This window comes from Streptomyces sp. AN091965, assembly GCF_022698285.1.
In the GTDB taxonomy this organism is placed as follows: Bacteria; Actinomycetota; Actinomycetes; order Streptomycetales; family Streptomycetaceae; genus Streptomyces.
Genome location: NZ_JALDMY010000001.1, coordinates 8,923,241 through 8,948,514, shown reverse-complemented (window position 1 = coordinate 8,948,514; position 25,274 = coordinate 8,923,241). Strand labels below are relative to the sequence as shown.

19 protein-coding genes and 2 riboswitches are annotated in these 25,274 nt (G+C 73.8%); of the genes, 7 read left to right on the top strand and 12 right to left on the bottom strand.

Going from position 1 to position 25,274, the window contains the following annotated elements; all coding sequences use genetic code 11:
* Nucleotides 1-126: 126 nt before the first annotated feature.
* Nucleotides 127-2,082 (bottom strand): APC family permease, encoded by a 1,956-nt coding sequence (locus MQV74_RS36730; RefSeq protein WP_242727746.1) that lies wholly within the window; start codon nt 2,080-2,082, stop codon nt 127-129.
* 178 nt (nt 2,083-2,260) lie between these two features.
* Here MQV74_RS36730 and MQV74_RS36725 point away from each other — a divergent pair, with 178 nt between their 5' ends.
* Together MQV74_RS36725 and MQV74_RS36720 are read left to right on the top strand one after the other, a co-directional pair.
* Nucleotides 2,261-2,770, top strand: a complete 510-nt coding sequence (locus MQV74_RS36725; RefSeq protein ID WP_242727743.1) for an Lrp/AsnC family transcriptional regulator — start codon at nt 2,261-2,263, stop codon at nt 2,768-2,770.
* A 44-nt stretch (nt 2,771-2,814) separates the two neighbouring features.
* Entirely contained in the window at nt 2,815-3,498 is a 684-nt protein-coding gene (locus MQV74_RS36720; protein WP_242727741.1) for an HAD family hydrolase, read from the top strand.
* Nucleotides 3,499-3,557: 59 nt separating this feature from the next.
* Here the strand turns inward: MQV74_RS36720 and MQV74_RS36715 are convergent, their stop codons facing one another.
* The 8 genes from MQV74_RS36715 to tsaD form a co-directional block, all read right to left on the bottom strand.
* Nucleotides 3,558-4,364, bottom strand: coding sequence for an enoyl-CoA hydratase (locus MQV74_RS36715; RefSeq protein ID WP_242727738.1), 807 nt, complete (start codon nt 4,362-4,364; stop codon nt 3,558-3,560).
* Nucleotides 4,357-5,313, bottom strand: a complete 957-nt coding sequence (gene mmsB, locus MQV74_RS36710; protein WP_308402351.1) for a 3-hydroxyisobutyrate dehydrogenase — start codon at nt 5,311-5,313, stop codon at nt 4,357-4,359. The genes MQV74_RS36715 and mmsB overlap by 8 nt, the downstream gene beginning before the upstream one ends.
* Nucleotides 5,310-6,377, bottom strand: a complete 1,068-nt coding sequence (locus MQV74_RS36705) for an enoyl-CoA hydratase/isomerase family protein (protein ID WP_242727736.1) — start codon at nt 6,375-6,377, stop codon at nt 5,310-5,312. The genes mmsB and MQV74_RS36705 overlap by 4 nt, the downstream gene beginning before the upstream one ends.
* Entirely contained in the window at nt 6,374-7,531 is a 1,158-nt protein-coding gene (locus MQV74_RS36700; protein WP_242727734.1) for an acyl-CoA dehydrogenase family protein, read from the bottom strand. Before MQV74_RS36700 ends, MQV74_RS36705 begins: the two co-directional genes overlap by 4 nt.
* An 8-nt stretch (nt 7,532-7,539) precedes the next feature.
* On the bottom strand, nt 7,540-9,039 hold the full coding sequence (locus MQV74_RS36695) for a CoA-acylating methylmalonate-semialdehyde dehydrogenase (RefSeq protein WP_242727732.1): 1,500 nt from the start codon (nt 9,037-9,039) through the stop codon (nt 7,540-7,542).
* A 172-nt stretch (nt 9,040-9,211) separates the two neighbouring features.
* Nucleotides 9,212-9,391: riboswitch (cobalamin riboswitch) on the bottom strand.
* Nucleotides 9,392-9,534: 143 nt separating this feature from the next.
* Nucleotides 9,535-12,195 (bottom strand): alanine--tRNA ligase, encoded by a 2,661-nt coding sequence (gene alaS, locus MQV74_RS36690; RefSeq protein WP_242727730.1) that lies wholly within the window; start codon nt 12,193-12,195, stop codon nt 9,535-9,537.
* A gap of 27 nt (nt 12,196-12,222) precedes the next feature.
* On the bottom strand, nt 12,223-12,795 hold the full coding sequence (locus MQV74_RS36685; RefSeq protein ID WP_242727722.1) for a GNAT family N-acetyltransferase: 573 nt from the start codon (nt 12,793-12,795) through the stop codon (nt 12,223-12,225).
* Complete coding sequence (gene tsaD / locus MQV74_RS36680; protein WP_242727721.1) at nt 12,795-13,859, bottom strand: tRNA (adenosine(37)-N6)-threonylcarbamoyltransferase complex transferase subunit TsaD; 1,065 nt, start codon at nt 13,857-13,859, stop codon at nt 12,795-12,797. Before tsaD ends, MQV74_RS36685 begins: the two co-directional genes overlap by 1 nt.
* Before the next feature lie 126 nt (nt 13,860-13,985).
* Nucleotides 13,986-14,202: riboswitch (cobalamin riboswitch) on the top strand.
* A 162-nt stretch (nt 14,203-14,364) separates the two neighbouring features.
* Between tsaD and metE the strand changes: the two genes are divergently transcribed.
* Nucleotides 14,365-16,689: a 5-methyltetrahydropteroyltriglutamate--homocysteine S-methyltransferase gene (gene metE, locus MQV74_RS36675; protein ID WP_242727719.1), complete on the top strand. Its 2,325-nt coding sequence runs from the start codon at nt 14,365-14,367 to the stop codon at nt 16,687-16,689.
* A 46-nt stretch (nt 16,690-16,735) separates the two neighbouring features.
* Here metE and MQV74_RS36670 read toward each other — a convergent pair whose 3' ends face one another.
* The 3 genes from MQV74_RS36670 to MQV74_RS36660 form a co-directional block, all read right to left on the bottom strand.
* Nucleotides 16,736-17,305, bottom strand: a complete 570-nt coding sequence (locus MQV74_RS36670; RefSeq protein WP_242727717.1) for a TetR/AcrR family transcriptional regulator — start codon at nt 17,303-17,305, stop codon at nt 16,736-16,738.
* 62 nt (nt 17,306-17,367) lie between these two features.
* The gene (locus MQV74_RS36665; protein ID WP_242727715.1) at nt 17,368-18,771 is read right to left on the bottom strand and encodes an amidase; all 1,404 of its coding nucleotides are present in this window, start codon (nt 18,769-18,771) and stop codon (nt 17,368-17,370) included.
* Nucleotides 18,758-18,958, bottom strand: coding sequence for a hypothetical protein (locus MQV74_RS36660; RefSeq protein WP_242727713.1), 201 nt, complete (start codon nt 18,956-18,958; stop codon nt 18,758-18,760). Before MQV74_RS36660 ends, MQV74_RS36665 begins: the two co-directional genes overlap by 14 nt.
* A gap of 179 nt (nt 18,959-19,137) precedes the next feature.
* Between MQV74_RS36660 and MQV74_RS36655 the strand changes: the two genes are divergently transcribed.
* From MQV74_RS36655 to MQV74_RS36640, 4 genes are all read left to right on the top strand, one after another.
* Entirely contained in the window at nt 19,138-20,016 is an 879-nt protein-coding gene (locus MQV74_RS36655; protein WP_242727711.1) for an MBL fold metallo-hydrolase, read from the top strand.
* Between the two features lie 111 nt (nt 20,017-20,127).
* Complete coding sequence (locus MQV74_RS36650; RefSeq protein WP_242727709.1) at nt 20,128-21,189, top strand: chitinase; 1,062 nt, start codon at nt 20,128-20,130, stop codon at nt 21,187-21,189.
* Between the two features lie 183 nt (nt 21,190-21,372).
* The gene (locus tag MQV74_RS36645; protein WP_242727707.1) at nt 21,373-23,895 is read left to right on the top strand and encodes a polysaccharide lyase family 8 super-sandwich domain-containing protein; all 2,523 of its coding nucleotides are present in this window, start codon (nt 21,373-21,375) and stop codon (nt 23,893-23,895) included.
* 87 nt (nt 23,896-23,982) lie between these two features.
* On the top strand, nt 23,983-25,215 hold the full coding sequence (locus MQV74_RS36640; protein ID WP_242727705.1) for an MFS transporter: 1,233 nt from the start codon (nt 23,983-23,985) through the stop codon (nt 25,213-25,215).
* The last annotated feature ends 59 nt before the right edge of the window (nt 25,216-25,274 follow it).

The window sequence follows — 25,274 nt, the reverse complement described above, 5'->3', positions numbered from 1 at the left end:
GACAGGTACATCACATCATCAACAGGCCCGTTGGCTCAACCTGACCGTGTTCCACTGGACCATTGGCATACTTTGATGTCCTCATATTCTGCCGCGAAGGGGCCATCGGGCCACCATGTCCGCAGGTCAGCGGCGCTTGCCCCGCACCGGGACGGCGTACGGCAGCACCGTGACGGCCACCGACGGCAGGCCCTCCAGGGCGTGGGCGAGGTGTTCGCCGCCGCCGCGGTGCAGCAGCCTGCCGAGGGTGGTGCGGTAGGCCCGGTGCGGGATGAGCAGGGTCAGCGCCGTGTCGCCGTCCGCCGTCGTCGCGGCCGCGTGGTCGATCAGGGCCCGCTCCAGACGCCGGTCCTGGCAGTCCACGACCTCCAGCGGCACGTCCGTCGCCCCGCTCTGCGTCCAGCGGGCCGCGAGCCGTCGCGCGCGCGGCCCGTCGACGGCGACGTGCACGGCCCGCACCTCGTCCGGGCGGATCTCGTGGGCGTACCGCAGGGCCTGGAAGACGGCCGGGTCGAAGGCGTCGACCAGGATCTGCACCACGTGGCGCCGCCAGCGCGGCCGGTCGCTCTCCTCGGCGGGCGGCAGCGCCTCCAGGGCCTCGGCCTCGGCCCGGTACTCACGGTTGATGCGGATGAGCACCCACACGCCGAGCGGGAAGACCACGACGACCAGCCAGGCGCCCTCGGTGAACTTGGTGACGGCGAAGACGAGCACGACGGCCGCCGACACCACGGCGGCGCTCGCGTTGACGGCGATCTTCCAGAGGCGGCCGCGTTCGCGTCGCCGCAGGTGGTAGGCCGTCAGTCCGGCGCCCGCCATGGTGAAGGCGGTGAACACCCCGATCGCGTAGAGCGCGACCAGCTTGTCCACGTTGGCGTTGGTCACGAGCAGCAGGGCCAGGGAGACCGTCGCCAGGCTGATGATGCCGTTGGAGAAGACCAGCCGGTGGCCGCGCCGGGTGAGCTGCCGGGGCAGGAAGCGGTCCTCGGCCACGAAGCTCGCCAGGTAGGGGAAGCCGGTGAAGGGCGTGTTCGCCCCGGTGTAGAGGATCAGGGCGGTGGCCAGCTGGACGAAGACCAGTCCCGCCGTCCCCGCCCAGCCGCCGCCGAAGACGAGATGGGCCTCCTGCGCGATCACCGTGGGGGTGCCGTCGGTGTAGGGCAGTGCGTGGGTGAGGTGGGCGAGCCAGGAGATCCCGAGCACGAGGACGCCGAGCGCACAGCTCATCGCGATCAGGGTGCGGCGGGCGTTGACGCCCTGGGGCTCGCGGAACACGGAGATGCCGTTGGAGATCGCTTCGAGTCCGGTGAGCGAGGAGCCTCCGTTGGCGAACGCGCGCAACACCATGAACAGCGAGGCCCCGTACAGCCAGCCGTCGCCCGCCTCGCCCAGCGGCACCGCGCCCGCCGCGCGCACATCGGCGTGCGGCAGTTCCCCGAGCGCCCAGCGGACCATCCCGACCAGGAGCATCAGGCCGACCGCCGCCATGAACAGGTACGCGGGCACGGCGAAGACCCGTCCGGCCTCCTTGAGCCCGCGCAGATTGCCGTAGGCGAGCAGCAGGATCACGCCGACGCTGAACGGCACCTGGAGGTGGTCGAGACCGGTCCAGCCGTTGCCGACCAGGTGCGCCAGCGAGATGAGCGCGTTGGTGCCCGCCGACACCTGGACGGCGACCGTGACGACGTAGTCGACGAGCAGCGCGACGGCCGCGATCTGCGCGACGTCGGGCCCGAAGTTCTCCCGGGCCACGACGTACGAGCCGCCCGCCCGCGTGTAGATCATGACGACGTCGCAGTAGCACAGCGTCAGGAGCACGAGGATCAGCAGGATCGCCCCGGTCACCGGCATCAGCAGGGTGAAGGCGGCCACGCCGACGACGGGAACGAGGACGCGCAGTATCTCCTCGCTGCCGTACGCCGACGAGCTCACGCAGTCCGAGGCGAGCACGCCGAGCGCGGTGCGGTTGTCGAGCTTCTCCTTGCGGATGCGCGCGGTGACCAGAGGCGGGCCCAGCAGCATCCGCTTCAGGCGGTACGGGACGGGTTCCGGGACGCCCGCGGGGCGGTCGGTCGTGGCCATGGCTCCATGACACCGGTGCCCGGCGCGGAAGCCGAGGGGCCACCCCGGCCAAGAGCCGATCGGCGTACCGGTCCGCGTGCGGCAGCCCGGGGCACCCTGGTGCGCGATGGCGCGGCATGACTGGGCCATTGGTACAGTCGGCCGCGATCAATCCGCGTACCGAGGAGGCCAGGGGCCCATGGCGGTCGACGAGCTGGACACCCGCATCCTGCGGCTGCTCCTGGAGCAGCCGCGGACGAGCGTGCGGGAGTACGCGCGCGTGCTCGGCATCGCGCGCGGCACGCTCCAGGCACGCCTCGACCGCATGGAGCGCGACGGCGTGATCACGGGCACGGGTCCCTTCCTGTCCCCCGCCGCCCTGGGCCACCCGGTCCTCGCCTTCGTACACATCGAGGTCACGCAGGGGCACCTGGACGAGGTCGGGGACGCCCTGGCCGCCGTGCCGGAGATCATCGAGGCCTTCTCCATCACCGGCGGCGGCGATCTGCTGACCCGCGTCGCCGCCCGCGACAACGGGCACTTGGAGGACGTCATCCAGCGTCTGATCCAGCTGCCGGGCGTGGTGCGCACCCGTACGGAGATGGCGCTGCGCGAACGCGTGCCGCACCGGCTCCTGCCGCTGGTCGAGTCGGTCGGCCGGGCCACGGCCAAGGAGACGAGGGAGAGCCGCGAGCCCCGGGAAAGGTGACGGCGGCCACTTCGGCTTGATCACGTTCTTGGCATGCTGAGGGCATGAGCGCCCTGAACGACATCTCGGTCATCTTCGATCTCGACGGCACCCTCGTGGACAGCGAGCCCAACTACTTCGAGGCGGGACGGCAACTGCTTGCCGAGCACGGGGTCACGGGCTTCTCCTGGCAGGACCACGAGCGGTACGTGGGCATCTCCACGCAGGAGACCCTGGCCGGCTGGAAGGAGACCTACGGCCTGAGCACCCCGCTCCCCGAGCTGCTCGCGGACAAGAACCGGCGTTATCTGGAGCTGGCCCGCACGTCCACGCGCGTGTACCCGCAGATGGCGGCGTTCGTGGAGCTGCTGCACGAGGCGGGGGTGCCGATGGCGGTGGCCTCCGGTTCCTCGCGCGCCGCGATCGGGGCGATCCTGGAGGGCACGGGTCTCGACGCGTGGCTGAAGACGTACGTATCGGCGGACGAGGTCGCGCACGGCAAGCCCGCGCCGGACGTCTTCCTGGCCGCCGCGGAGCTGCTCGGCACCGAGCCCGCGCGCTGCGTGGTCCTGGAGGACGCGGTGCCGGGTGCCCTGGCCGCCCGGGCCGCGGGCATGCGGTGTGTCGCGATCCCCTACGTGCCCGCGCAGGCGGACGATCCGGCGTTCGCCGCGGCGGAGTTCCTGGTGCGGGGCGGGCAGGCGGAGTTCTCGGCCCGCACCGTGGTGGACTGGCTCGGCGGGCGCTAGCACCCGTCCCTTTCCCCGCAGCCAGGAGGGAAGGGGACGGGCGGCGCGGGGGGCCGTGCCTAGTGGTGGCGGAACTCCGGCGGGCGCTTCTCCACGAAGGCGCCCATCCCCTCCTTCTGGTCGTGGGTCGCGAACACGGCGTGGAACAGCCTGCGTTCGAAGCGGACGCCTTCCGTGAGGGTGGTCTCGAAGGCGCGGTTCACCGCCTCCTTGGCCATCATCGCGACGGGGAGCGACATGCCCGCCACGGTCTCGGCGACCGCCAGGGCCTCGGCGAGCAGGTCCTCCGCGGGGACGACCCGGGAGACGAGTCCGGCGCGCTCGGCCTCGGCGGCGTCCATGGTGCGGCCGGTCAGACACAGCTCCATGGCCTTGGCCTTGCCGACGGCGCGGGTGAGGCGCTGGGAGCCGCCGATGCCGGGGATGACCCCGAGCTTGATCTCGGGCTGTCCGAACACCGCGGTGTCGGAGGCGAGCAGGACGTCGCAGAGCATGGCGAGTTCACAGCCGCCGCCGAGGGCGTAGCCGGACACGGCCGCGACCGTGGGCGTGCGCAGCTGGGCGAGCCGGTCCCACGCGGTGAACCAGTCGCTGAGGTACATGTCGAGGTAGCCGCGCGGCCGCATCTCCTTGATGTCGGCGCCCGCGGCGAACGCCTTCGCGGACCCGGTCAGGACGATGCAGCCGACGTCCGGGGACCGGTCGAGCTCCTCGGCCGCCGCGACGACCTCCCGCATGAGCTGGAGGTTGAGCGCGTTGAGCGCCTTGGGCCGGTTGAGCCTGAGCAGGGCCGTGCGCGGGGCGGCCGCCCGGTCGACGAGGATGGTCTCGTAGGCCCCGGTGGGGGTCTCGGCGAGGTCACTCATGCGTCTGTCCTTCCTGATTCCTGAGGGCCTCGACGATTCCGGAGTTCCTGAGGGCCTCGACGATCCCGGAGAAGTCCTGCTCGGCTCCGGGCCCTTGGGCGAAGTCCCGGTACATCTCCGCGGCGCGCAGGCCGAGTTCGGCGCGCACCCCGCCCGCGCTGATCGCGGCGGCGGCGAGGCCCAGGTCCTTGGCCATCAGGGGAGCGGCGAAGCCGGGGCGGTAGTCCCGGTTGGCGGGCGAGCCGGGGACCGGGCCCGGCACGGGGCAGTTGGTGGTGAGCGCCCAGCACTGGCCGGACGCCGTGGACGCCACGTCGTACAGGGCCTGGTGGGACAGGCCGAGGCTCTCGCCGAGGACGAAGGCCTCGCTCACGGCGATCATCGAGATGCCGAGGATCATGTTGTTGCAGATCTTCGCGGCCTGCCCGGCGCCCGCGGCCCCGCAGTGCACGGCCTTCTTGCCCATCGCGGCGAGGAGCGGCTCGGCGCGGGCCACGTCCGCGGCGGCGCCGCCGGCCATGAAGGTGAGCGTGCCCGCCTCCGCGCCCACGACGCCGCCGGAGACCGGGGCGTCGACGGCGGCGTGCCCCGCGGCGGCGGCCGCCGCGTGCGCGGCGCGGGCGTCGGCGACGTCGATCGTGGAGCAGTCCACGAACAGCGTGCCGGGCCGGGCCGCGCCGAGCAGGCCCTCGTCCTCGTAGAGGGCGAGGACGTGCCGGCCCGCGGGGAGCATGGTGAGGACGACGTCCGCCTCGGCCGCGGCGGCCACCGCCGAAGGGGCGGCCTCGACCCCCGCGGCCACGGCGGCGGCGAGCGCCTGAGGCACCAGGTCGTGGCCCACGACGCGGTGTCCGGCACGGACGAGGCGGGCGGCCATCGGACCGCCCATGTGACCGAGGCCCACGAAGGCGACGACGCCGCCCGCCCGGCCCTGTGCTGCGGGGTTCACCACGGCTCCTCCTGTGCGGGTGCGCCGCCGCCGAGCACGAGGTCGCGCGCGCCGAGCGGCAGGAAGTAGCGGTCCACGTCGGCGCCGGTGACCTCGGCGAGCGTGGCCGGGGACCAGCGCGGGGCGCGGTCCTTGTCGATGACCTGGGCGCGGATGCCCTCGACGAGGTCGGCGGAGCCGAGGGCCGCGCACGACACGCGGTACTCCTGCTCAAGGACCCGTTCGAGGGGGCCGAGCCCGCGGGCGCCGCGCAGCGCCCTGAGGGTGACCTTGAGGGCGGTGGGCGATTTGCCGAGGAGGGTCTCGGCGGCCTCCTTCGCGGCCGGTGAGCCGTGGGCCTGGAGCCGGTCGACGATCTCCTCGACCGTGGCGGCCGGGTAGCAGGCGTCGATCCACTCCCGGTGTCCGGCGAGCGTTCCGGGCGGTGCCTCGGTGACGTACCGGGCGAGGACGTCGCGCACCGGATCCGTCGCGAGGTCCGCGAGGAGCCGCGGCAGGTCGGCGGAGGGGACGAAGTGGTCGGCGAGGCCGCACAGGAGGGCGTCCCGCGCGCCCACGGGCTCGCCGGTGAGGGCCAGATGGGTGCCGAGTTCGCCGGGCGCGAGGCCGAGCAGATAGGTGCCGCCGACGTCGGGCACGAAGCCGATGCCGGTCTCGGGCATGGCGATGCGGGAGCGCTCGGTCACGACGCGGACGCTGCCGTGGGCGGACACGCCGACGCCGCCGCCCATCACGATGCCGTCCATGACGGCGACGTAGGGCTTGGGGTAGCGGGCGATGCGGGCGTTGAGGCGGTACTCGTCGCGCCAGAAGTCCGCGGACGCCCCGGCGCCGGTGCGCGCGTCCTCGTGGATCTGCCGGATGTCGCCGCCCGCGCACAGGCCGCGTTCGCCCGCGCCGGTGAGGACGACGGTCTCGACGGCCGGGTCCGCCGCCCAGGCGGTCAGCGCCTCGTCGACGGCGCGGACCACGGCGTGGGTCAGGGCGTTCAGGGCGCGCGGCCGGTTGAGGGTGAGGTGGCCGGCGCGCCCCTCGGTGCGGATCAGGACGGGCTCTTCGGTCATCGCAGCGCCCCCGTGAGGCCGCGGGCCACGATCAGACGCATGATCTCGTTGGTTCCTTCCAGGATGCGGTGCACGCGCAGGTCGCGGACCAGCTTCTCGATGCCGTACTCCGTCAGATAGCCGTAGCCGCCGTGGAGTTGGAGGGCGCGGTCGGCGACGGAGTGGCCGGTGTCGGTGGCGAACCGCTTGGCCATGGCGCACAGCTGCGGCGCCTGCGGGTCGCCCTGGTCGAGGGCCTGCGCGGCCTGCCGGACCAGGGCGCGGGCCGCCGCCAGCTCCGTCGCCATGTCGGCGAGCTCGAAGCGCAGCGCCTGGGCGTCGAGCAGCGGGGCGCCGAACGCCTCCCGGTCCGCGAGGTGGACGAGGCTGCGGTCGAGGGCGCTGCGGGCGCCGCCGAGGGAGCAGGCGGCGATGCCGAGGCGGCCGCCGTTCAGGGCGTTCATGGCGATGCGGAAGCCGTTGCCCTCGCCGCCGAGCAGCCGGTCGGCGGGGACGCGCACACCGTCGAGGACGACCTGCCGGGTGGGCTGCGCGTTCCAGCCCATCTTCTTCTCGTTCGCGCCGAAGGACAGGCCGGGGTCGTCGCGTTCGACGACGAACGCGGACACGCCGTCGGGTCCGCCGCCTCCGGTGCGGGCCATCACCACGTACACGTGCGCGGCACCCGCGCCGGAGATGAACTGCTTGACGCCGGTGAGGACGTACGCGTCGCCGTCGCGCTCGGCGCGGGTGCTCAGCGCGGCGGCGTCCGAACCGGCCCCCGGCTCGGTGAGGCAGTAGCTGCCGAGCCGGTCCATGGAGGTCAGCGGCCCCAGCCAGCGGGCGCGCTGGGCGCGGTCGCCGTAGTGGTCGAGCATCCAGGCGACCATGTTGTGGATGGACAGATAGCCCGCGACGGAGGGGCAGCCGGAGGCCAGGGCCTCGAAGACGAGGACGCCGTCGGACCGGGTCAGGCCGGAGCCGCCCGCGGCCTCGTCGACGTAGACGCCGCCGAGCCCGAGGTCCGCGGCCTTGCGCAGCACGTCGACCGGGAAGTGCTTGTCCTGGTCCCAGGCGAGGGCGTGCGGGGCGAGGTGTTCCTCGGCGAAGTCGAGGGTGGTCTCGACGAGGGCGAGCTGGTCCGCGCCGAGCAGGGTGGTGGTCGTGGCGGTCATCGGGGCGCTCACGCCATCGTCGGGATCGTGAAGCTCGCGCCTTCCTTCGCCCCGGAGGGCCAGCGCGAGGTGACGGTCTTGGTGCGGGTGTAGAAGCGGATGGCGTCGGGGCCGTGCTGGTTGAGGTCGCCGAACCCGGAGCGCTTCCAGCCGCCGAAGGTGTGGTAGGCGACGGGGACCGGGATGGGGACGTTGACGCCGACCATGCCGGTGTCCACGCGCCGGGTGAAGTCGCGGGCGGTGTCGCCGTCGCGGGTGAAGAGGGCGACACCGTTGCCGTAGGGGTGTTCGGTGGGCAGCCGCAGTGCCTCTTCGTAGTCGGCGGCCCGTACGACGGACAGGACCGGGCCGAAGATCTCCTCCTGGTAGATCCGCATGTCCGGGGTGACGCGGTCGAAGAGCGAGGCGCCCGCGAAGAAGCCGCGCTCGTGCCCTGCCAGGGTGAAGGCACGCCCGTCGACGACGAGTTCGGCGCCCTCCTCGACGCCGAGGTCGACGTAGGAGCGGACGCGGTCGACGGCGTCGGGGCCGACCAGCGGCCCGAAGTCGGCCTCGGGGTCGTCGGAGCGGCCGATGCGCAGCGAACCGACGCGCTCCTTGAGGCGGGCCACCAGGGCGTCGGCGGTGGCCTCGCCGACCGGGACGGCCACGGAGATCGCCATGCAGCGCTCGCCCGCGGAGCCGTAGCCCGCGCCGATCAGCGCGTCGACGGCCTGGTCGAGGTCGGCGTCCGGCATCACGATCATGTGGTTCTTGGCGCCGCCGAAGCACTGGGCGCGCTTGCCGTGGGCGGCCGCGGTGGCGTACACGTGCGCGGCGACGGGCGTGGACCCGACGAAGCCCAGCGCCTTGACGCGCGGGTCCGCAAGGAGCGTGTCGACGGACTCCTTGCCGCCGTTGACGACGTTCAGGACGCCCGGCGGCAGGCCCGCTTCGAGGAACAGCTCGGCCAGGCGCAGCGGGACGGACGGGGCGCGCTCGGACGGCTTGAGGACGAAGGCGTTGCCGCAGGCGAGCGCGGGCGCGGCCTTCCACAGCGGGATCATCGCGGGGAAGTTGAAGGGCGTGATCCCGGCGACGACGCCGAGGGGGCGGCGCAGCGAGTGCACGTCGATGCCGGTTCCGGCGTTGTCGGTGAACTCGCCCTTGAGCAGGTGCGGGACGCCCGCGGCGAACTCCACGACCTCCAGGCCGCGCTGGAGGTCGCCGTGCGCGTCGGCGACGGTCTTGCCGTGCTCGGACGACAGCAGGCGGGCGAGGGCGTCGCGTTCGTCCTCGACGAGCTGGAGGAACCGCAGCAGGACGCGGGCGCGGCGCTGCGGGTTCCACTCGCCCCAGGCGGGCTGCGCCTCGGCGGCGTTCGCGATCGCCGCCTCGGTGTCCGCGCGGTGTGCGAGCGGTACGCGTGCCTGGACGTCACCGGTGTTGGGGTCGTACACGTCGGCGTGCGTTCCCGAGGTTCCCGGGGTGTGCTCGCCGCCGATGAAATGGGTCAGTTCACGGACCATGGGGGCCTGCTCTCTCGTCAGGTGTGGTCCGGGGATGGCAGGGCTGGGCCGCGTACCGTCGCAGGGCACGCCGAACAGCCGTCAGGCAGCGGGGATCACCGCTCGCAGGTCCGGATCTCCGGGGTCGTGGGTGCGCACCGGGGCCATGCGTGTCTGCTCCATCCTCGTGGACAACACGGAACACCCCGCGGCCGGTATCCTGACTCCCGGATCAGCGCGCGCTCCCCGCCTTCCCGACGGGCTTCCCCGTCAGTGACGTTCGGGCCTTCGTGGGAACGCGCTCCCCGGTCACAGTGGCGGGACCGTGCCGGATTCACACCGGCTTCCCTGCACCGCGGGCCTTGGTCACGACCATATACTTGGACGTCCTACTAAGTCCACGGAGACCGACCCCTACGACACCCCTGGTGCCCCCCGGAGGGGCCCGGGGAACAGCGCGACCAGCCACGCGGGGCCGTGGGCGAACGACGGCCGTCGTGGCTGGTCGCGCGGCGCTCAGGCGCCTAGTTCCTCGCGTACGACGCCGGAGAGCCCGGCCACGGCCGCCGCGAGCGCGTCCCGGTCCGCCCCGCCGCCCTGCGCGACCTCGTCCGAGCCACCGCCGCGACCGCCGAGCAGCCGCTTGACCAGGGCGGACGCCGAGAGGCCCGCGTCTTGCGCCGCCTGATTCACGGCCACGGCGAGGACCGGCTTGTCGCCGGACAGGGTCACGGCGGCCACGCCCGGCCGCTCGGGGCGCAGCCGTCCGCGCACTTCGAGGGCCAGGGCCCGCGCGGCGCCCGCGTGGCCCTCCGCCGTCGCGGTGGCCACGTACGCGCCGCCCACCTCGACGGCCCGCCCGGCGAGTTCGGCGGCGCGGGCGGCACGGGCCGCCTGCCGCAGGCGCTCGTTCTCCCGGTCGGCGGCCTTGAGCCGGTCGAGCAACGCGGCGACGCGGTCGGGGAGTTCGGCGCGCGGTGCCTGCAGCCGCTCGGCGATGCCGGCGACGAGGTCGCGCTCGCGCGCGAGGTAGCCGAAGCCCTCGATGCCGACCGCGGCCTCCAGGCGCCGCATGCCCGCGCCCACCGACGACTCGGCGGTCAGCGCGATGACGCCGATCTGCGCGGCGTGCTCGACGTGGGTGCCGCCGCACAGCTCGCGCGACCAGGCGCCGCCGATCTCGACCACCCGCACCCGCTCGCCGTACGTCTCGTCGAACAGCGCGAGCGCGCCGAGCTCCTTGGCCTCGGGCAGCGTCATCCAGCGCACGCCGACGGGCAGGTCGCGGCGGAGCGCGCGGTTGGCGGCCTCCTCGACCTCGCTGCGAACGGTGGCGGAGAGGGCGCCGCGCCAGGGGAAGTCGAGGCGCAGCTGGCCCGGGCGGTTGTAGGAGCCGGACTGCAGGGCGGTCGGGCCGAGGATCTCGCGCAGGGCGGCGTGCAGCACGTGGGTGCCCGAGTGGGCCTGGCGCGCGCCGAGGCGCCACTCGGGGTCGACGGCGGCGTGCACGGCGTCGCCGACGGCCACCTCCCCCGCGGTGACGCGGAGCTGATGGACCACCAGGCCGGGCAGCGGCCGCTGCACGTCGAGCACCTCGGCCTCCAGCGAGGCCCCGGTGAGCCGTCCGGCGTCGCTGTCCTGGCCACCGGACTCGGCGTAGAACGGGGTGCGGTCCAGGACGGCGGTGACGATCTCGCCGTCCCGGGCGACCGGGACCGGGCCCGCGGGGCCCAGCAGCGCGAGGACGCGGGAGTCCGTCGCCAGGGTCTCCCAGGCGCGCCAGTCGGTGGGCCCGTGCGCGTCGAGGACGGTACGCAGGGCCGAGGTGTCGGGGGCGGAGCCGGACTTGCGGGCGCGGGCGTCGGCGCGGGCCCGCTCGCGCTGCTCGCGCATGAGCGCGGCGAAGCCGTCGCGGTCGACCTCGACGCCCTGCTCCGCGGCCATCTCCAGGGTGAGGTCGATGGGGAAGCCGTAGGTGTCGTGCAGCAGGAAGGCCTGGGCGCCGGGCAGTTGGCGCCCGCCGTCGGCCTTGACCCGGGTGACCGCGGTGTCCAGGACGGTGGTGCCCTGCTTGAGGGTGGCGCGGAAGGCGTCCTCCTCGCCCTGGGCCTGGTCGGCGATGCGCGCGAAGGAGTCGGCGACCTCGGGGTGGCTCGGCGCCATCCGGTCGCGGGCGACGGCAAGGAGGTCCGCGAGGGCCGGGTCGCCGTACCCGAGCTGGCGCAGGGAGCGCACGGCGCGGCGCAGGATGCGGCGCAGCACGTAGCCCCGGCCCTCGTTGCCGGGCGCGGTGCCGTCGGCGAGCAGCATCAGGGCGGTGCGGACGTGGTCGGCGACGACGCGCAGCCGTACGTCGTCGGTGGCGTCGGCGCCGTAGCGGACCCCGGCGAGCTCGGCGGCACGGTCGAGGACGGGCCGGGTCTCGTCGATCTCGTAGAGGTTGTCCACGCCCTGGAGCAGGGTGGCCATGCGCTCCAGGCCCATGCCGGTGTCGATGTTGCGGCGCGGGAGTTCGCCGAGCAGGGGGTAGCCGGTCTTGCCGGTGCCCTCGCCGCGCTCGTACTGCATGAAGACGAGGTTCCAGAACTCCATGTACCGGTCCTCGTCGACGGCGGGGCCGCCCGCGCGGCCGAGCGCCGGGCCCCGGTCGTAGTACAGCTCCGAGCAGGGCCCGCACGGTCCCGGCACGCCCATGGACCAGAAGTTGTCCTCGTCGCCGCGGGCCACGATCCGCTCGTCGGGCAGGTCCGCGACGCGCCGCCACAGCGCCCGCGACTCGGCGTCGGAGTGGTGCACGGTCACCCAGATCCGCGCCGGGTCGAGTCCGTAGCCGCCGTCGGCGACGGAGCGGGTGCTCAGCTCCCAGGCGAAGCCGATGGCCTCCTCCTTGAAGTAGTCGCCGAAGGAGAAGTTGCCGTTCATCTGGAAGAACGAGCCGTGCCGGGTGGTCTTGCCCACCTCCTCGATGTCGAGGGTGCGCACGCACTTCTGCACGCTGGTGGCGCGCGGCCACGGCGGCGCGGCCTCGCCGGTCAGATACGGCTTGAACGGCACCATGCCCGCGTTGACGAACAGGAGCGTCGGGTCGGGCGTGGGCAGCGGGGCGCTGGGCACCACGGTGTGGCCGCGCTCGGCGAAGAAGTCGAGGAAGCGGGTGCGGATGTCGGCGGTGCGCAAGGCGTGCTCCGGGCGGGGGCTCAGGGGTTACAGGGGCGGTGCGGCGGCGGTGCGCGCCGGGTGGTCGGGGCCGAGGAAGACGGCGACGCCGTGGCCGTCGGGGGCGGGGTGGGTGACCTGCCGCCAGCCGAGCCGCTCGTAGAAGCGGACGGTGGCGTCGGCCCGCACGGACGTGAGCAGCCAGCAGCGGGCGTCGGGCGCGTCGCGCGTGACCGCGGCGAGGAGCGTACGGCCGAGTCCGCGCCCGTGCGCGCCGGGCACGACGGCGAGTTCGTCGACCTCCAGGCCGCCGCACAGCCAGGCGGCGGTGCGCTCGGCGCCGAGCGCGGCGGTGACGCGCGGGTAGGAGCGGGTGCCGGGCAGCGGGGTGCTCGACGTCCAGGCCGTGGCGAAGCCGAGCACCCGCTCGCCGTCGAGGGCGACAGCGCCCGCGAAGCCGGGCCGGGCGGTGTCGGCCGCGAGGCGGGTCAGGTAGACGTCGGCCTCGGCGGGCTCCGTGTGCCAGGGCGGCTCGGCGAACGCGGCGGCGTAGACCGCGCGGATGCCCTCGCGGTGGGCGAGCAGGCCGGGGCCCGTGAGGCGGTGCACGACGGCGGCCATCAGGCGGCCCTCGCGACGCGGGCGGTGGGGTGCAGCGCGGCGTGCTCCAGTGGCGCCGAGGGGTCGATGGACACGTCGAGGGGCGCGGGCTCGGCGCCCGCGCGCACCAGGAGGTCGCCCACGGCGGCGATCATCGCGCCGTTGTCGGTGCACAGGCCCAGCGGCGGGACGCGCAGGGTGATCCCCGCGGCCCGGCAGCGCTCCTCGGCGAGGGCCCGCACCCGGGAGTTGGCGGCGACGCCGCCGACGACCACGAGGGTGCCCACGCCGTGCGCGGTACAGGCGGCGACCGCCTTGCGGGTCAGGACGTCGGCGACGGCCTCCTGGAGCGCGGCGGCCCCGTCGGCGACCGGCAGTTCGCCGCCCCGGTGGCTCTCGGCCCAGCGGGCCGCGGCGGTCTTCAGACCGGAGAACGAGAAGGCGTACGGGTCGTCGCGCGGCCCGGTCAGCGGGCGCGGGAAGGCGACGGCGTCCGGCGAGCCCTCGCGGGCCGCGCGGTCGACGGCCGGACCGCCCGGGTAGGGCAGGCCGAAGACCCGGGCCACCTTGTCGAAGCACTCCCCCGCCGCGTCGTCCAGGGTGTCGCCGAGGTGGGTGATGGGGTCCCGGGCCAGGTCGCGCACGAGCAGCAGCGAGGTGTGGCCGCCGGAGACGATGAGGACCACGCACGGGTCGGGCAGCGGCCCGTGTTCCAGGGTGTCGGCGGCGACGTGCCCGGCCAGGTGGTGCACGCCGTACAGCGGGACGCCGAGCGCGTACGCGAGGCCCTTCGCCCCGGCGAGGCCGACCTGGAGGGCGCCGGAGAGCCCGGGACCGGTCGTCACGGCCACGGCGCCGATGTCGCCGAGCCGCAGCCCCGCCCGGTCGAGGGCGCGGCGGACCACCGGGTTCAGCGCGTGCACGTGGGCGCGGGCGGCGATCTCGGGGACGACGCCGCCGAAGCGGGCGTGCTCGTCCATGCTGGACGCGACGGCGTGCCCGAGCAGCCGCCCGCCCTGCACGAGACCTGCCCCGGTCTCGTCGCACGAAGACTCGATCCCCAGAACGATCCGAGGAGGTGCCATGCGTGTACTCCCGCTTCTTCCACGTGCCGACCGGCCCGGCTACTGCACCTCCATAGTAATTGCAATCAATGTGCAATAAGCCGCGCCCGCTGCCTTCCCCCCTCCCCTGGACAGGGGTTCATCACATACGCTTGCGGCGCGACTGGTTCGTCCTGCCCGCCAGGCAGTGGCGTCGTAAGAGGGAACCCGGTGGGAATCCGGGACTGCCCCGCAGCGGTGAGTGGGAACGACCGCCGTCATACGCACTGGGTCCGGCACGGACCCGGGAAGCGACGGCCAGTAGGTGACCTCCTCGGAGGTCTCGCCCGCGAGTCCGAAGACCTGCCCGTTGCCCGTGCGCGCCCCGGCGTGCGCGGCTCACCGGTGACCTCGTGGGCGGGTCGGCGTACACATCGGGCACAGGCGCGCGGCCATCGACGGCCGCGGCCGGTCGGCCGGTCTGTTCCTCCTTCGCGCTCCCGATCGTCCCGGGACCCACACGACATTGCTCGCGAAGGAGAGTTCTGTGACAGACAAGTCCGCAGCCGCGGCGGCACGGGCCACCGTGTACGGCTACCCCCGTCAGGGCGCAGACCGGGAGTTGAAGAAGGCCGTCGAGGGCTACTGGAAGGGCCGCGTCGGCGCCGAGGGCCTGCGGGAGACGGCGGCCCTGCTGCGCCGCACGAACTGGGAGCAGCTCGCGGACGCCGGTGTCCACGAGGTCCCGACCGGCGACTTCTCGTACTACGACCACGTCCTGGACACCAGCGTGATGGTCGGGGCGATCCCGGCCCGGCACCGCGCCGCCGTCGCGGCGGACCCGCTGGACGGCTACTTCGCGATGGCCCGGGGCACCGCGGAGGTGGCGCCCCTGGAAATGACCAAGTGGTTCGACACCAACTACCACTACCTGGTGCCGGAGCTGGGCCCGGACACGGTCTTCGCGGCGGACGCGACGAAGCAGGTCGCCGAGGTGAGGGAGGCGCTCGCGCTCGGCCTAGCCGCACGCCCCGTGCTCGTCGGCCCGGTCACCTATCTGCTGCTCGCCAAGCCCGCGCCGGACGTCGACCCGGGCTTCGAACCGCTGACCCTCCTGGACCGGCTGCTTCCGGTGTACGCGGAGGTCCTCGCCGACCTGCGGGCGGCGGGCGCCGCCTGGGTGCAGCTGGACGAGCCCGCGCTCGTGCAGGACCGCACGCCCGCCGACCTGAACGCGGCGGCCCGCGCCTACCGCGACCTGGGCGCGCTCGACGACCGCCCGAAGCTGCTCGTCGCCTCCTACTTCGACCGGCTCGGCGAGGCGCTCCCGGTGCTCGCCAAGGCGCCCGTCGACGGACTGGCCGTGGACTTCACGGGGCCCGCCGCCGCCAACCTCGGCGACCTCGCGCGGGCGGGCGGCCTGCCCGGCAAGCGCCTGGTCGCGGGTGTCGTCGACGGGCGCAACATCTGGATCAACAACCTGGAGAAGTCCCTCAGCACCCTCGGCACCCTGCTCGGGCTGGCCGACCGCGTGGACGTCGCCGCCTCCTGCTCCCTGCTGCACGTGCCGCTGGACGCCGCCGTCGAGCGCGACATCGACCCGCAGGTCGCCCGCTGGCTCGCCTTCGCCCGGCAGAAGACGACCGAGCTGGTCACCCTGGCCCGAGGGCTGTCCCAGGGCCCGGACACCATCGCCGCCGAACTCGCCGCGAACCGCGCCGACCTGGCCTCGCGCGCGGGCTCCGCGCTCACCCACGACCCGGCGGTGCGTGCCCGCGCCGCCGCCGCGACCCCCGCCGACGCCCGGCGCGCGCAGCCTTACCCCGAGCGGGCCGCCGCGCAGCGCGCGAGCCTGGGCCTGCCGCTGCTCCCGACGACCACCATCGGCTCGTTCCCGCAGACCACCGAGTTGCGGGCGGCCCGCGCCGACCTGCGCGCGGGCCGGATCGACGCGGCCACGTACGAGGAGCGCATCGAGTCCGAGATCCAGGCGGTGCTCTCCTTCCAGGAGAAGGCGGGCATCGACGTCCTGGTGCACGGCGAGCCCGAGCGCAACGACATGGTCCAGTACTTCGCCGAGCAGCTCACCGGCTATCTGGCGACCCGGCACGGCTGGGTCCAGTCGTACGGCACGCGCTATGTGCGGCCGCCGGTGCTCGCCGGTGACATCTCGCGCCCGGAGCCGATGACGGTGCGCTGGACCTCGTACGCGAACGCGCTCACCGACCGGCCGGTCAAGGGCATGCTGACCGGCCCGGTGACGATGCTCGCGTGGTCGTTCGTCCGCGACGACCAGCCGCTCGGCGACACCGCGCGCCAGGTGGCGCTCGCCCTGCGCGACGAGGTGAACGACCTGGAGGCGGCGGGCACGTCGGTGATCCAGGTCGACGAGCCCGCGCTGCGCGAGACGCTGCCGCTGCGCGCCGCGGACCGGGCCGCGTACCTGGAGTGGGCGACGGAGTCCTTCCGGCTCACCACGAGCGGCGTACGGCCCGAGACGCAGATCCACACCCACATGTGCTACGCGGAGTTCGGCGACGTCCTCCGGGCCATCGACGACCTCGACGCGGACGTCATCAGTCTGGAGGCGGCCCGCTCGCACATGCAGGTCGCGGACGAGCTGGCCGCCGCGGGCTATCCGCGCGAGGTGGGTCCCGGCGTGTACGACATCCACTCGCCGCGGGTGCCGGGCACCGACGAGGCGGCCGCCCTGCTGCGCAAGGGACTTGAGGCCATCCCGGCCGGGCGGCTCTGGGTCAATCCGGACTGCGGCCTGAAGACGCGCGGCTGGCCGGAGACCCGGGCGTCCCTGGAGAACCTGGTCGCCGCCGCGCGGCAGGTCCGAGCGGAGCTGACGGCGCGGGAGTCCTGACGCGGGCCGCCCGGTGGCCGGTGCGCCCCGGCCACCGGGCGGGCGCTCAGCGGGCGCTCGACGTGAGGACCGCGTCCACGAGGCCGCGCGCGAACTCCGGTGCCAGGCCGTCCGGCCGGAACAGGATCCGGAAGAGCAGCGGCGCGACCACGTGGTCCATGACGGCCTCGCGCTCCGGCAGCCCCCGCTCGCCCCGCTCGGCGGCACGGGCCAGGAGCAGGTCGACGTGCTCGGCGGAGTAGTCCGAGCAGCGGCTCGCGTTGCCGCTCTCGGGGTCGCCGAGGAGCGCGTCGCGCAGATAGGCACGGCCCGGCGCCGACGACATCTCCTCCAGGAAGTGCTCGGCCCACGCCGTCAGGTCGGCGCGGAAGCCGCCGTGGTCCGCGGGGTCCGCCTCGGGCCGCAGCCGCTCGACCGCGACGTCCGACAGGAGCTCCTGGAGGTCGCCCCAGCGGCGGTAGACCGTGGACGGCGTGACCCCGGCCCGCGCCGCGACCAGCGGGACGGTCAGGGCCGCGCGGCCCTGCTCCGCCTCCAGCTCGCGCACGGCGGCGTGCACGGACGCCTGCACCCGGGCGCTGCGCCCGCCGGGTCGGGCCATGGGCCTGGGACTCATGCCGTTCACCTTAACGCGAATTCCTAGCTTCTACGGGCGGGGGCCCGGCCCCGGCGGGGCGCTCAGGCCATCGCGGCGACCGGGTCGGGACCGCCCACGACCGGCGCGGTGACCGGCGTCGGGGCGAGTGCCCCCGCGCCCGGCCGCGTCCGTTCGTACGCCTGCCCCGCGCGCAGCAGCGTCCGCTCCCCGCGCGGGCGCCCGATGAGCTGCATGCCGAGGGGAAGGCCCGCGCCGCCCCGGCCGACGGGCACGGTCAGGGCGGGCAGTCCGGTGATGTTGGCGGGCGCGGACAGGCGTACGTAGGCGTCCGGCACGGTCTCCGTCGTGCCGTCCGGCCACTCCACGGTGTCCTGCCCGGTGCGAGCGGCGGTCAGCGGCACGGCGGGCGCGGCGACGACGTCGACCTCCTCCAGGAGCCGCGCCCACTCCTGCCGCATCAGGGTGCGGGCGCGCTGGGCCCGCAGGTAGTCACCCGCGTGGAACAGCTCGCCCGCCTCAAGAAGGACGCGGACGTCGTCCCCGTACAGCTCGGGCGCCGTGCGCAGCGTCCGCTCGTGGTTCGCGCTGGCCTCGGGGACCATCAGGCCCCACTGGATCGCCTGGACGTAGCGGGTCATCGGGATCTTCACGTCCACGAGGTCGGCACCGAGCTCGCGCAGGCGCTCGACGGCGGCCCGTACGGCGGCTTCGACGTCGGGGGCGACGCGGTCGAAGTAGTAGTTCGCGGGGACGCCGACCCGAAGGCCCGTCAGATCCCCCTCTTCGTACGGGAGATGGGCGTCTCCGGTCAGGGCGGGCAGCACGAGTGCGGCGTCCTGGACCGTGCGCGCGAGGGGGCCGACGTGATCGAGGGACCAGGACAGGGAGGTCACTCCGCGCGTGGGCACCAGGCCGTAGGTGGGCTTCAGGCCGACGACGCCGTTGAGCGCGGCGGGGACCCGGATGGAGCCGCCGGTGTCGGTGCCGATCGAGAAGAGCGCGGCTCCGGCCGCCACGGCGACGGCCGAGCCGCCGCTCGACCCGCCCGCGACCCGGTCGGCGCCCCAGGCGTTGCGGGTCTGCGGCGTCGTCAGGCCGTAGGCGAACTCGTGCGTGTGGGCCTTGCCGAGCAGGACGGCGCCCGCCGCCGCGAGCCGGGCGGCGACGGCGCTGTCGGCATCCGCCACATGGCCGTCGCGCACGCGCGAACTGGCGCTCGTGGGCTGCCCCTTGACGTCGATGAGGTCCTTCAGGGCGAACGGGACGCCGTGCAGGGGGCCGCGCGCACGCCCGGCGGTCAGGTCGCGCTCCGCCTGCTCGGCGGCGCGGCGGGCGGCTTCGGCCCGCACCTCCACGTAGGCGTTGAGGCGCGGCTCCACCTCCGCGACGCGGTCCAGGACCGACGCGGTGAGTTCGACCGGGGACAGCTCGCGCGCGGTGATCGCGGCGGCCGCGGCGGTGAGGGTCAGCTCATACGGCCGCATCGCGCACCTCCGCCCCGGCGGGCGCGGGCGCCACGCCGGTGAGGTCGAGCTCGCGCAGGGTCGCGACGACGGCGTGGATGTGCGCGGCGGTGGCGGCCACGGCGTCGAGTCGCTCATCGGCCAACGGGAGCCCCGCGCGGCGGGCCCAGCGGGCCGCGTCGTGGCGGTCGAGGTCGGCAGGGGGCATGGGGGTGCGTCCTTCCCACAGGGGTCCGGGCGGAATCCGGCGCCATCAGACGGAACAACAAAAGCTAAGCGTTTGCCTTAGGCCACCCTAGGGGCTAGCCTCCACTAACGCAAAGGCATTGCTTTTAGCCACCGGGGGTCACGCACGCCTCCGGCACCCCTTCGAGACACGGAGCGCTCATGACCCACCACCCCGCCCCCACGTGGACCGTCGGGAGCGTCGCCGTGCACCGCGTCGACGAGATCGACTTCCCGCCCGAGACGGGCGCCTGGCTGCTGCCCGACGCCACCCCGGACACGGTCGTCCGAACGCCGTGGCTCACCCCGGACTTCGCCTGCGCCGACGGCGTGCTGCGCGCGTCCAGCCACAGCTTCGCGTTCACCGTCGACGGCCGGCGGATCCTCGTCGACACGGGCATCGGCAACGGCAAGCAGCGCGCGCTGCCCGCCTGGAACGACCTGAACACCGACTACCTCGACCGGCTCACCGCCGCGGGCTTCCCGCCCGAGTCCGTGGACCTGGTGATCCTCACCCATCTGCACGCCGACCACGTCGGCTGGAACACCCGCCTGGACGGCGGGAGTTGGGTGCCGACCTTCCCCAACGCCCGCTATCTCACCACCCGCACGGAGTGGGACCACTGGGCGACGGCGGAGATGGAGGAGTCCCGGCGCCAGATGTTCCGGGACTCCGTGCACCCGGTCCACGAGGCGGGCCTGCTCGACTTCGCAGACGTCACGGAGGGCCCCGTCACGCTCGCGCCGGGCCTGCGCCTCCTCCCGGCCCCCGGCCACACCCCCGGCCAGGTCGCCGTGGAGCTGGGCGACGGCGGCGCCACCGCGCTGATCACCGGGGACGCCGTCCACCACCCCGTCCAGCTGGCGCACCCGGAGATCAACAGCTGCGTGGACATCGACCCCGGCCTGGCCCGCAGGACCCGCCGCGCCCTGCTCGGCACGGCCGCGGACACCGGCGCGCTCCTGCTCGGCACCCACTTCGCCCCGCCGACGGGGGGCCGCGTCGTACCGGAGGGCGAGGGCTGGCGGCTCGGCGCCTGACACGTCGACAGTTTCAGATTGGACCAGACCTATTGACGACAGGTCTATACCTACTTACCGTCGGCCGCATCACATCCCATCCGTAGCAAGGCCTCCCCGAGGGAGCACGCCATGATCGGTCGGACGGTACGTCTGTTGGGAGCGGCCCTGGCGCTGGCCTTCGCGGCACAGCTGCCCGCCGCGGCGGCGCCGGACGCGCCGGCGGCACCGCGGGACGAGACCTGCCCGGTCAAGTCCAAACCCGCGGGCAAGGTCCTCCAGGGCTACTGGGAGAACTGGGACGGCGCGTCGAACGGGGTCCACCCGCCGTTCGGCTGGACCCCCATCACCGACTCCCGCATGGGCGCCCACGGCTACAACGTGATCAACGCCGCCTTCCCCGTGATCCGCTCCGACGGCACGGTCCTGTGGGAGGACGGCATGGACGCCACCGTGAAGGTGGCGACCCCGTCGGAGATGTGCCAGGCCAAGGCCGACGGCGCCACGATCCTCATGTCGATCGGCGGCGCGGCGGCCGGGATCGACCTGAGTTCGAGCGCGGTGGCCGACCGCTTCGTCCAGACGATCGTGCCGATCCTCAAGAAGTACAACTTCGACGGGATCGACATCGACATCGAGACCGGCCTCGTCGGCAGCGGCAACATCAACCAGCTCTCACCGTCCCAGTCCAACCTCATCCGCATCATCGACGGCGTGCTCTCCCAGATGCCGCCCAACTTCGGCCTGACGATGGCCCCGGAAACGGCGTACGTCACCGGCGGCAGCGTGGTGTACGGCTCGATCTGGGGCGCGTACCTGCCGATCGTGAAGAAGTACGCGGACAACGGCCGCCTGTGGTGGCTGAACATGCAGTACTACAACGGCAGCATGTACGGCTGCGCCGGCGACTCCTACTCCGCGGGCACCGTCCAGGGCTTCACCAAGCAGACCGACTGCCTCAACAAGGGACTGAACATCCAGGGCACCACCATCAAGGTCCCCTACGACAAGCAGGTGCCGGGCCTTCCCGCGCAGCCCGGCGCGGGCGGCGGCCACATGTCGCCGAGCCTGGTCGCACAGGCCTGGAACAACTACAACGGCGCCCTCAAGGGCCTGATGACCTGGTCGATCAACTGGGACGGCTCGCGGAACTGGACGTTCGGCGACAACGTCAAGCGCCTCCAGGGGCGTTGAGCCACCACCTCGGGCAGCCCTTTGCCGACGTCCCCCGCCCGGCGGCCACCACCGCCGGGCGGGGGACGTCGTCGTACCGAGGACGGGCCGGATCGCTCCGCGCCGGGCCCGTCCCCTTGCCCGGCCCCCTCCCCTCTGCTTGACTCCGCCGCCGACAGGCCACCCCCACTCGCGGAGGACCCCATGGACCTCACCCGCAGACGTCTGCTCTCCGCGCTCGCCGCCGCCGGGCTGCTGAGCGTCGTCCCCTTGCGCCAGGCGAGCGCGGCCGACCGGGACCGCCTCGTCGCCAACGTGGTCGCCGTGTTCGCCGGGACCACGGAGTCCAACGCCAGGCCCGAGACCCGCGCCAAGCTCGCCACCGTCGAGCGCACCGCGCGGGCGAACCTGAAGGCGCTCGACGACGCGGGACCGGACGAGCTGTTCGACGGCCTCGTGCTCGGCAGCGACGAGGCCAACCTCAACACCGCCTTCCGCAAGCTGTACGAGATCGCGCTCGCCACCCGCACCCCCGGGCTCCCCGCCCCCGACCTGTACGGGAACACCGCCGTGCAGCGCCGCGTCGTCGACGGCCTCGGACGGCTGCACGAGCGCTACTACGGCGACCAGACCAAGGGCTACCACGGCAACTGGTTCCACTGGGAGATCGGCATCTCCCAGCACATCAGCAAGACACTGGTGCTGCTTGCCGACGTGGTCCGCGCGCACCGCCCCGAGCTGATCCGCACGTACGTCGCCTCCATGGACGCGTATCTGCGCAACGGCGTCGGCGGGGACGTGAACCTGGACTCCCGGTTCCACACCGGGGCCAACCTCGCGGACATCACCACCAACCGCGTCCTCCAGGGCGTGCTGCTCGCCGACGACGCGCGGGTGCGCAAGGCACTCACCGACCAGCTGACGGTGTTCGCCACCATCGACCCCTACGACCTCAAGCACGGCGTGACGGACGGGTACTACGCCGACGGATCGTTCCTCCAGCACTCCTCCGTCGCCTACACGGGCTCGTACGGGAAGGGGCTCCTCACCCGGGTGGTGCAGACCCTGAAGTTCCTCGACGGGACGGGGTTCGCACACGGCGAGGAGCTGGTGCCGGTCGTGCTGCGGTGGGTGCGGGACGGGTTCGCCCCGGTGATCTTCGAGGGCTGGATGATGGAGATCGTCAAGGGCCGGGCGGTGTCCCGCACCGACACCGGATACGCCGACGTGGGGGTGGTCGTCGAGGCCGTCGTGGACCTGGCGTCGCTCGCGCGCGGCGACGACGCGCGCGCCCTGCGGAGCTATGTGAAGCACGTGCGGCAGACGTCCCGTGTAGCCCCCGACCCGGGCCGGTTCGTCTCGCCCGTCAGCATCGTGCGGTACGCCGACATCCTCGGCGACGCGTCCGTCCCGGCCGCCGACCTCAACCCCGCCGCGCGATGCGTCGCGTTCAACGCCATGGACAGGACCGTGCACCGCAGACCCGGCTACGCGTTCGCGCTCGCCCGCAGCTCGGACCGGATCAGCAAGTACGAGTACATGAACGGGGAGAACCTCCTGCCGTGGTTCCAGGGCGACGGCAGCCACTATCTGTATCTGTCGGGGCAGGACCAGACCGGCGCGTTCGGGGTCGACTACTTCACCGCCGTCCCGCCCTACGCACTCGCCGGAGTCACGGCCCCGGTGGAGACGCGCCGCTCCGTGCCCGAGCTCTACGGCAAGCCCTACTACGACAACCCCTCCCACCCGCTGCGCTTCACGTCGTCCTCCGAGTCGCAGAACACGTACGTCTACTTCCCGCGCGGCACCCACCGGTTCTCGGGCGGTGCCGTCCTCGGTGCGTACGGTGCCGCCGGAATGGTGCAGTCGAGCGATGTCGCCGACCGCGACCGCGCACTGCTGCCGGACGACTTCGTGACGTACCGCAACGCCTCCGCCACCAAGTCGTGGTTCCTGTTCGACGACGAGGTCGTCGTGCTCGCGGCGGGCGTCGCGGACACCGCCGGGCGGGCGGTGACCACGACCCTCGACACCCGGATCTCGGCGCCGGGCGCCCGCGTGACCCTCACCGGGGAGCTGCGCGACGGGCGGCCCTGGAGCGGCACCGGCGCCGGTCGCCTCGCCTGGCTGCGCTGGGCCGACGCCTCGCGGGGCGGCGCGGTCGGCTACGCCTTCCTGGACACGCCCCCGGTGCGCGTCGCCCTGGACGACGTGACGCGCAGCCTCCGCGTCGTCAGGACGGCGAACCCGGACACCCCCGTGACCCGCGGGGTGTTCGCCGTGCGGGTCGAGCAGGAGGCCGGAGCCGCCCCCGCGCGACTGGCCTACGCGCTGCTGCCGCACGCGAGCGAGGCGCGGCTGCGGTCGTACGCGGCGGTCGAGGTGCTCGCCAACTCCCCGCACCTCCAGGCGGTCACGCACACCGGCCTCGGTCTGACGGCCCTCAACTCCTTCACGGACGGCCGCCACGACGCGGGGCGCCTGTGGGTGGACGGGCCCGCCTCGGTCCTCGTGCGGCGCGGGCACGGCACCAAGTCCGTCGAGGTCGCCGTGTCCGACCCGACCATGGGCAGGGACGCCGTCGGCCTCCTGCTGCGCGGCCGTCCGCTGCGCGTCGTCGACGCCGACGACGGGGTGCGCGTACGGGCCGTCCCCGGCGGCACCAGGATCGACGTCACCACGCGCCACGCGTACGGCCGCAGCCTCACCGTCGCCCTGCGCCCTTGAGAAATCCCCGGCGCGGCCGCACCGTCGTGTACACCCGCAAATTTTCTGTGCACACCAGCGACGGTGCGCCCGTGACGTGGAGGACGCATGGCGACGGACACGACGGACAAGGCGACGAACCAGCGCGGCGTGGCCGTCGTCGCCGCCCTGATGCTGGGCGCCTTCGCCTTCAACACCACCGAGAACTTACCGATCGGCATCCTCAAACTGATGGCGGACGACCTGGACCGGTCACTGTCCGCCGTCGGACTCCTGGTGTCCGGCTACGGCCTGACCGTGGCCCTCGTCTCGGTGCCGATCGCCCGGGCGACCCGGTCGGTGCCGCGCCGCCTGGTGCTGTGCGCCCTGCTCGCCGCGCTGCTCCTGGCGAGCGTCGTGGCCGCGCTGCTCCCCTCGTACGGGGTCCTGCTGGTCAGCCGGCTGGTGACGGCGGTGGCCCAGGCGCTGTTCTGGGCGGTGATGGGGCCGGTCGCGGTGGGGCTCTTCCCGCCGCGCGTGCGGGGCCGTGTCATCGGGGCGCTGTCGGTGGGCGGTTCGGCCGCGCTGGTCCTGGGCGTGCCCGGCGGCACCTGGCTGGGGCAGCACGCCGGTTGGCAAGTGCCGTTCCTGGTGGTGGGCGCGCTCGCGGTCCCCTCGTTCGTCGTCATCGCCGCCGCCCTGCCCGCCTCGCGCCCGGAGGAGAGCCATGCCGCCCGGGGAGCGCGGCCCGACAAGCGGCGCTTCGCGGTCGTCCTGGGCGTCACGGCCCTCACGGTCACCGGTGTGTTCGCCGGGTACACGTACATCTCCGAGTTCCTCGTCGACGAGAGCGGGTTCTCGGAGTCCGCCGTCAGCACGCTGCTGCTCGTCCTCGGCGTCACCGGCATCGTCGGCGTCACGGTGTACGGGCGGCTCCTCGACCGGTTCCCGCGCGCGACGCTCGCGGTGCCGGTGGCCACCCAGGCGGTGGCGCTGCTCGGCCTGTACGCGGCGGGCGGCTCGCGGGTGGTCGCCACCGCGATGATGGTGTTCCTCGGTGCCTCGCTCGGCCCGATCTTCATGGCCACGCAGAACCGGGTCATGGACGTCGCCCCGGGCCGCACCGAGACGGCCATCGCGGCGAACAGCGCCGCTTTCAACGCCGGAGTGGCCGCGGGCGCCCTCGCGGGCGGCCTGCTGCTGCCCCTCGTCGGCGTCCGGGGCACGTTCCTCGTCGGCGGCCTGATGACGCTGGCCGCGCTCGCGCTGCTCCTGGAGGAGCACCTCCCGGGCCGCGGGGCGCGGCGGTCCGCCGCGCCGAAGGAGCCGTCGGCCCGCGAGGACGTGGACGCGCGGCCCTGATGCGCCGGGGCCCGGAAGCGGGGTACGCCGCCCGGGCCCCGCGCCGTGGTCAGGCTCCC

Coding starts and splice junctions, on each gene's coding strand:
- MQV74_RS36645 (WP_242727707.1), top strand. CDS start 21,373: ATGGACCTCACCCGCAGACGTCTGCTCTCCGCGCTCGCCGCCGCCGGG.
- MQV74_RS36665 (WP_242727715.1), bottom strand. CDS start 18,771: ATGCGGCCGTATGAGCTGACCCTCACCGCCGCGGCCGCCGCGATCACC.
- MQV74_RS36670 (WP_242727717.1), bottom strand. CDS start 17,305: ATGAGTCCCAGGCCCATGGCCCGACCCGGCGGGCGCAGCGCCCGGGTG.
- MQV74_RS36655 (WP_242727711.1), top strand. CDS start 19,138: ATGACCCACCACCCCGCCCCCACGTGGACCGTCGGGAGCGTCGCCGTG.
- MQV74_RS36700 (WP_242727734.1), bottom strand. CDS start 7,531: ATGACCGCCACGACCACCACCCTGCTCGGCGCGGACCAGCTCGCCCTC.
- MQV74_RS36705 (WP_242727736.1), bottom strand. CDS start 6,377: ATGACCGAAGAGCCCGTCCTGATCCGCACCGAGGGGCGCGCCGGCCAC.
- MQV74_RS36715 (WP_242727738.1), bottom strand. CDS start 4,364: ATGAGTGACCTCGCCGAGACCCCCACCGGGGCCTACGAGACCATCCTC.
- MQV74_RS36640 (WP_242727705.1), top strand. CDS start 23,983: ATGGCGACGGACACGACGGACAAGGCGACGAACCAGCGCGGCGTGGCC.
- MQV74_RS36720 (WP_242727741.1), top strand. CDS start 2,815: ATGAGCGCCCTGAACGACATCTCGGTCATCTTCGATCTCGACGGCACC.
- tsaD (WP_242727721.1), bottom strand. CDS start 13,859: ATGGCACCTCCTCGGATCGTTCTGGGGATCGAGTCTTCGTGCGACGAG.
- MQV74_RS36730 (WP_242727746.1), bottom strand. CDS start 2,082: ATGGCCACGACCGACCGCCCCGCGGGCGTCCCGGAACCCGTCCCGTAC.
- MQV74_RS36725 (WP_242727743.1), top strand. CDS start 2,261: ATGGCGGTCGACGAGCTGGACACCCGCATCCTGCGGCTGCTCCTGGAG.
- MQV74_RS36660 (WP_242727713.1), bottom strand. CDS start 18,958: ATGCCCCCTGCCGACCTCGACCGCCACGACGCGGCCCGCTGGGCCCGC.
- MQV74_RS36685 (WP_242727722.1), bottom strand. CDS start 12,795: ATGGCCGCCGTCGTGCACCGCCTCACGGGCCCCGGCCTGCTCGCCCAC.
- MQV74_RS36650 (WP_242727709.1), top strand. CDS start 20,128: ATGATCGGTCGGACGGTACGTCTGTTGGGAGCGGCCCTGGCGCTGGCC.
- MQV74_RS36695 (WP_242727732.1), bottom strand. CDS start 9,039: ATGGTCCGTGAACTGACCCATTTCATCGGCGGCGAGCACACCCCGGGA.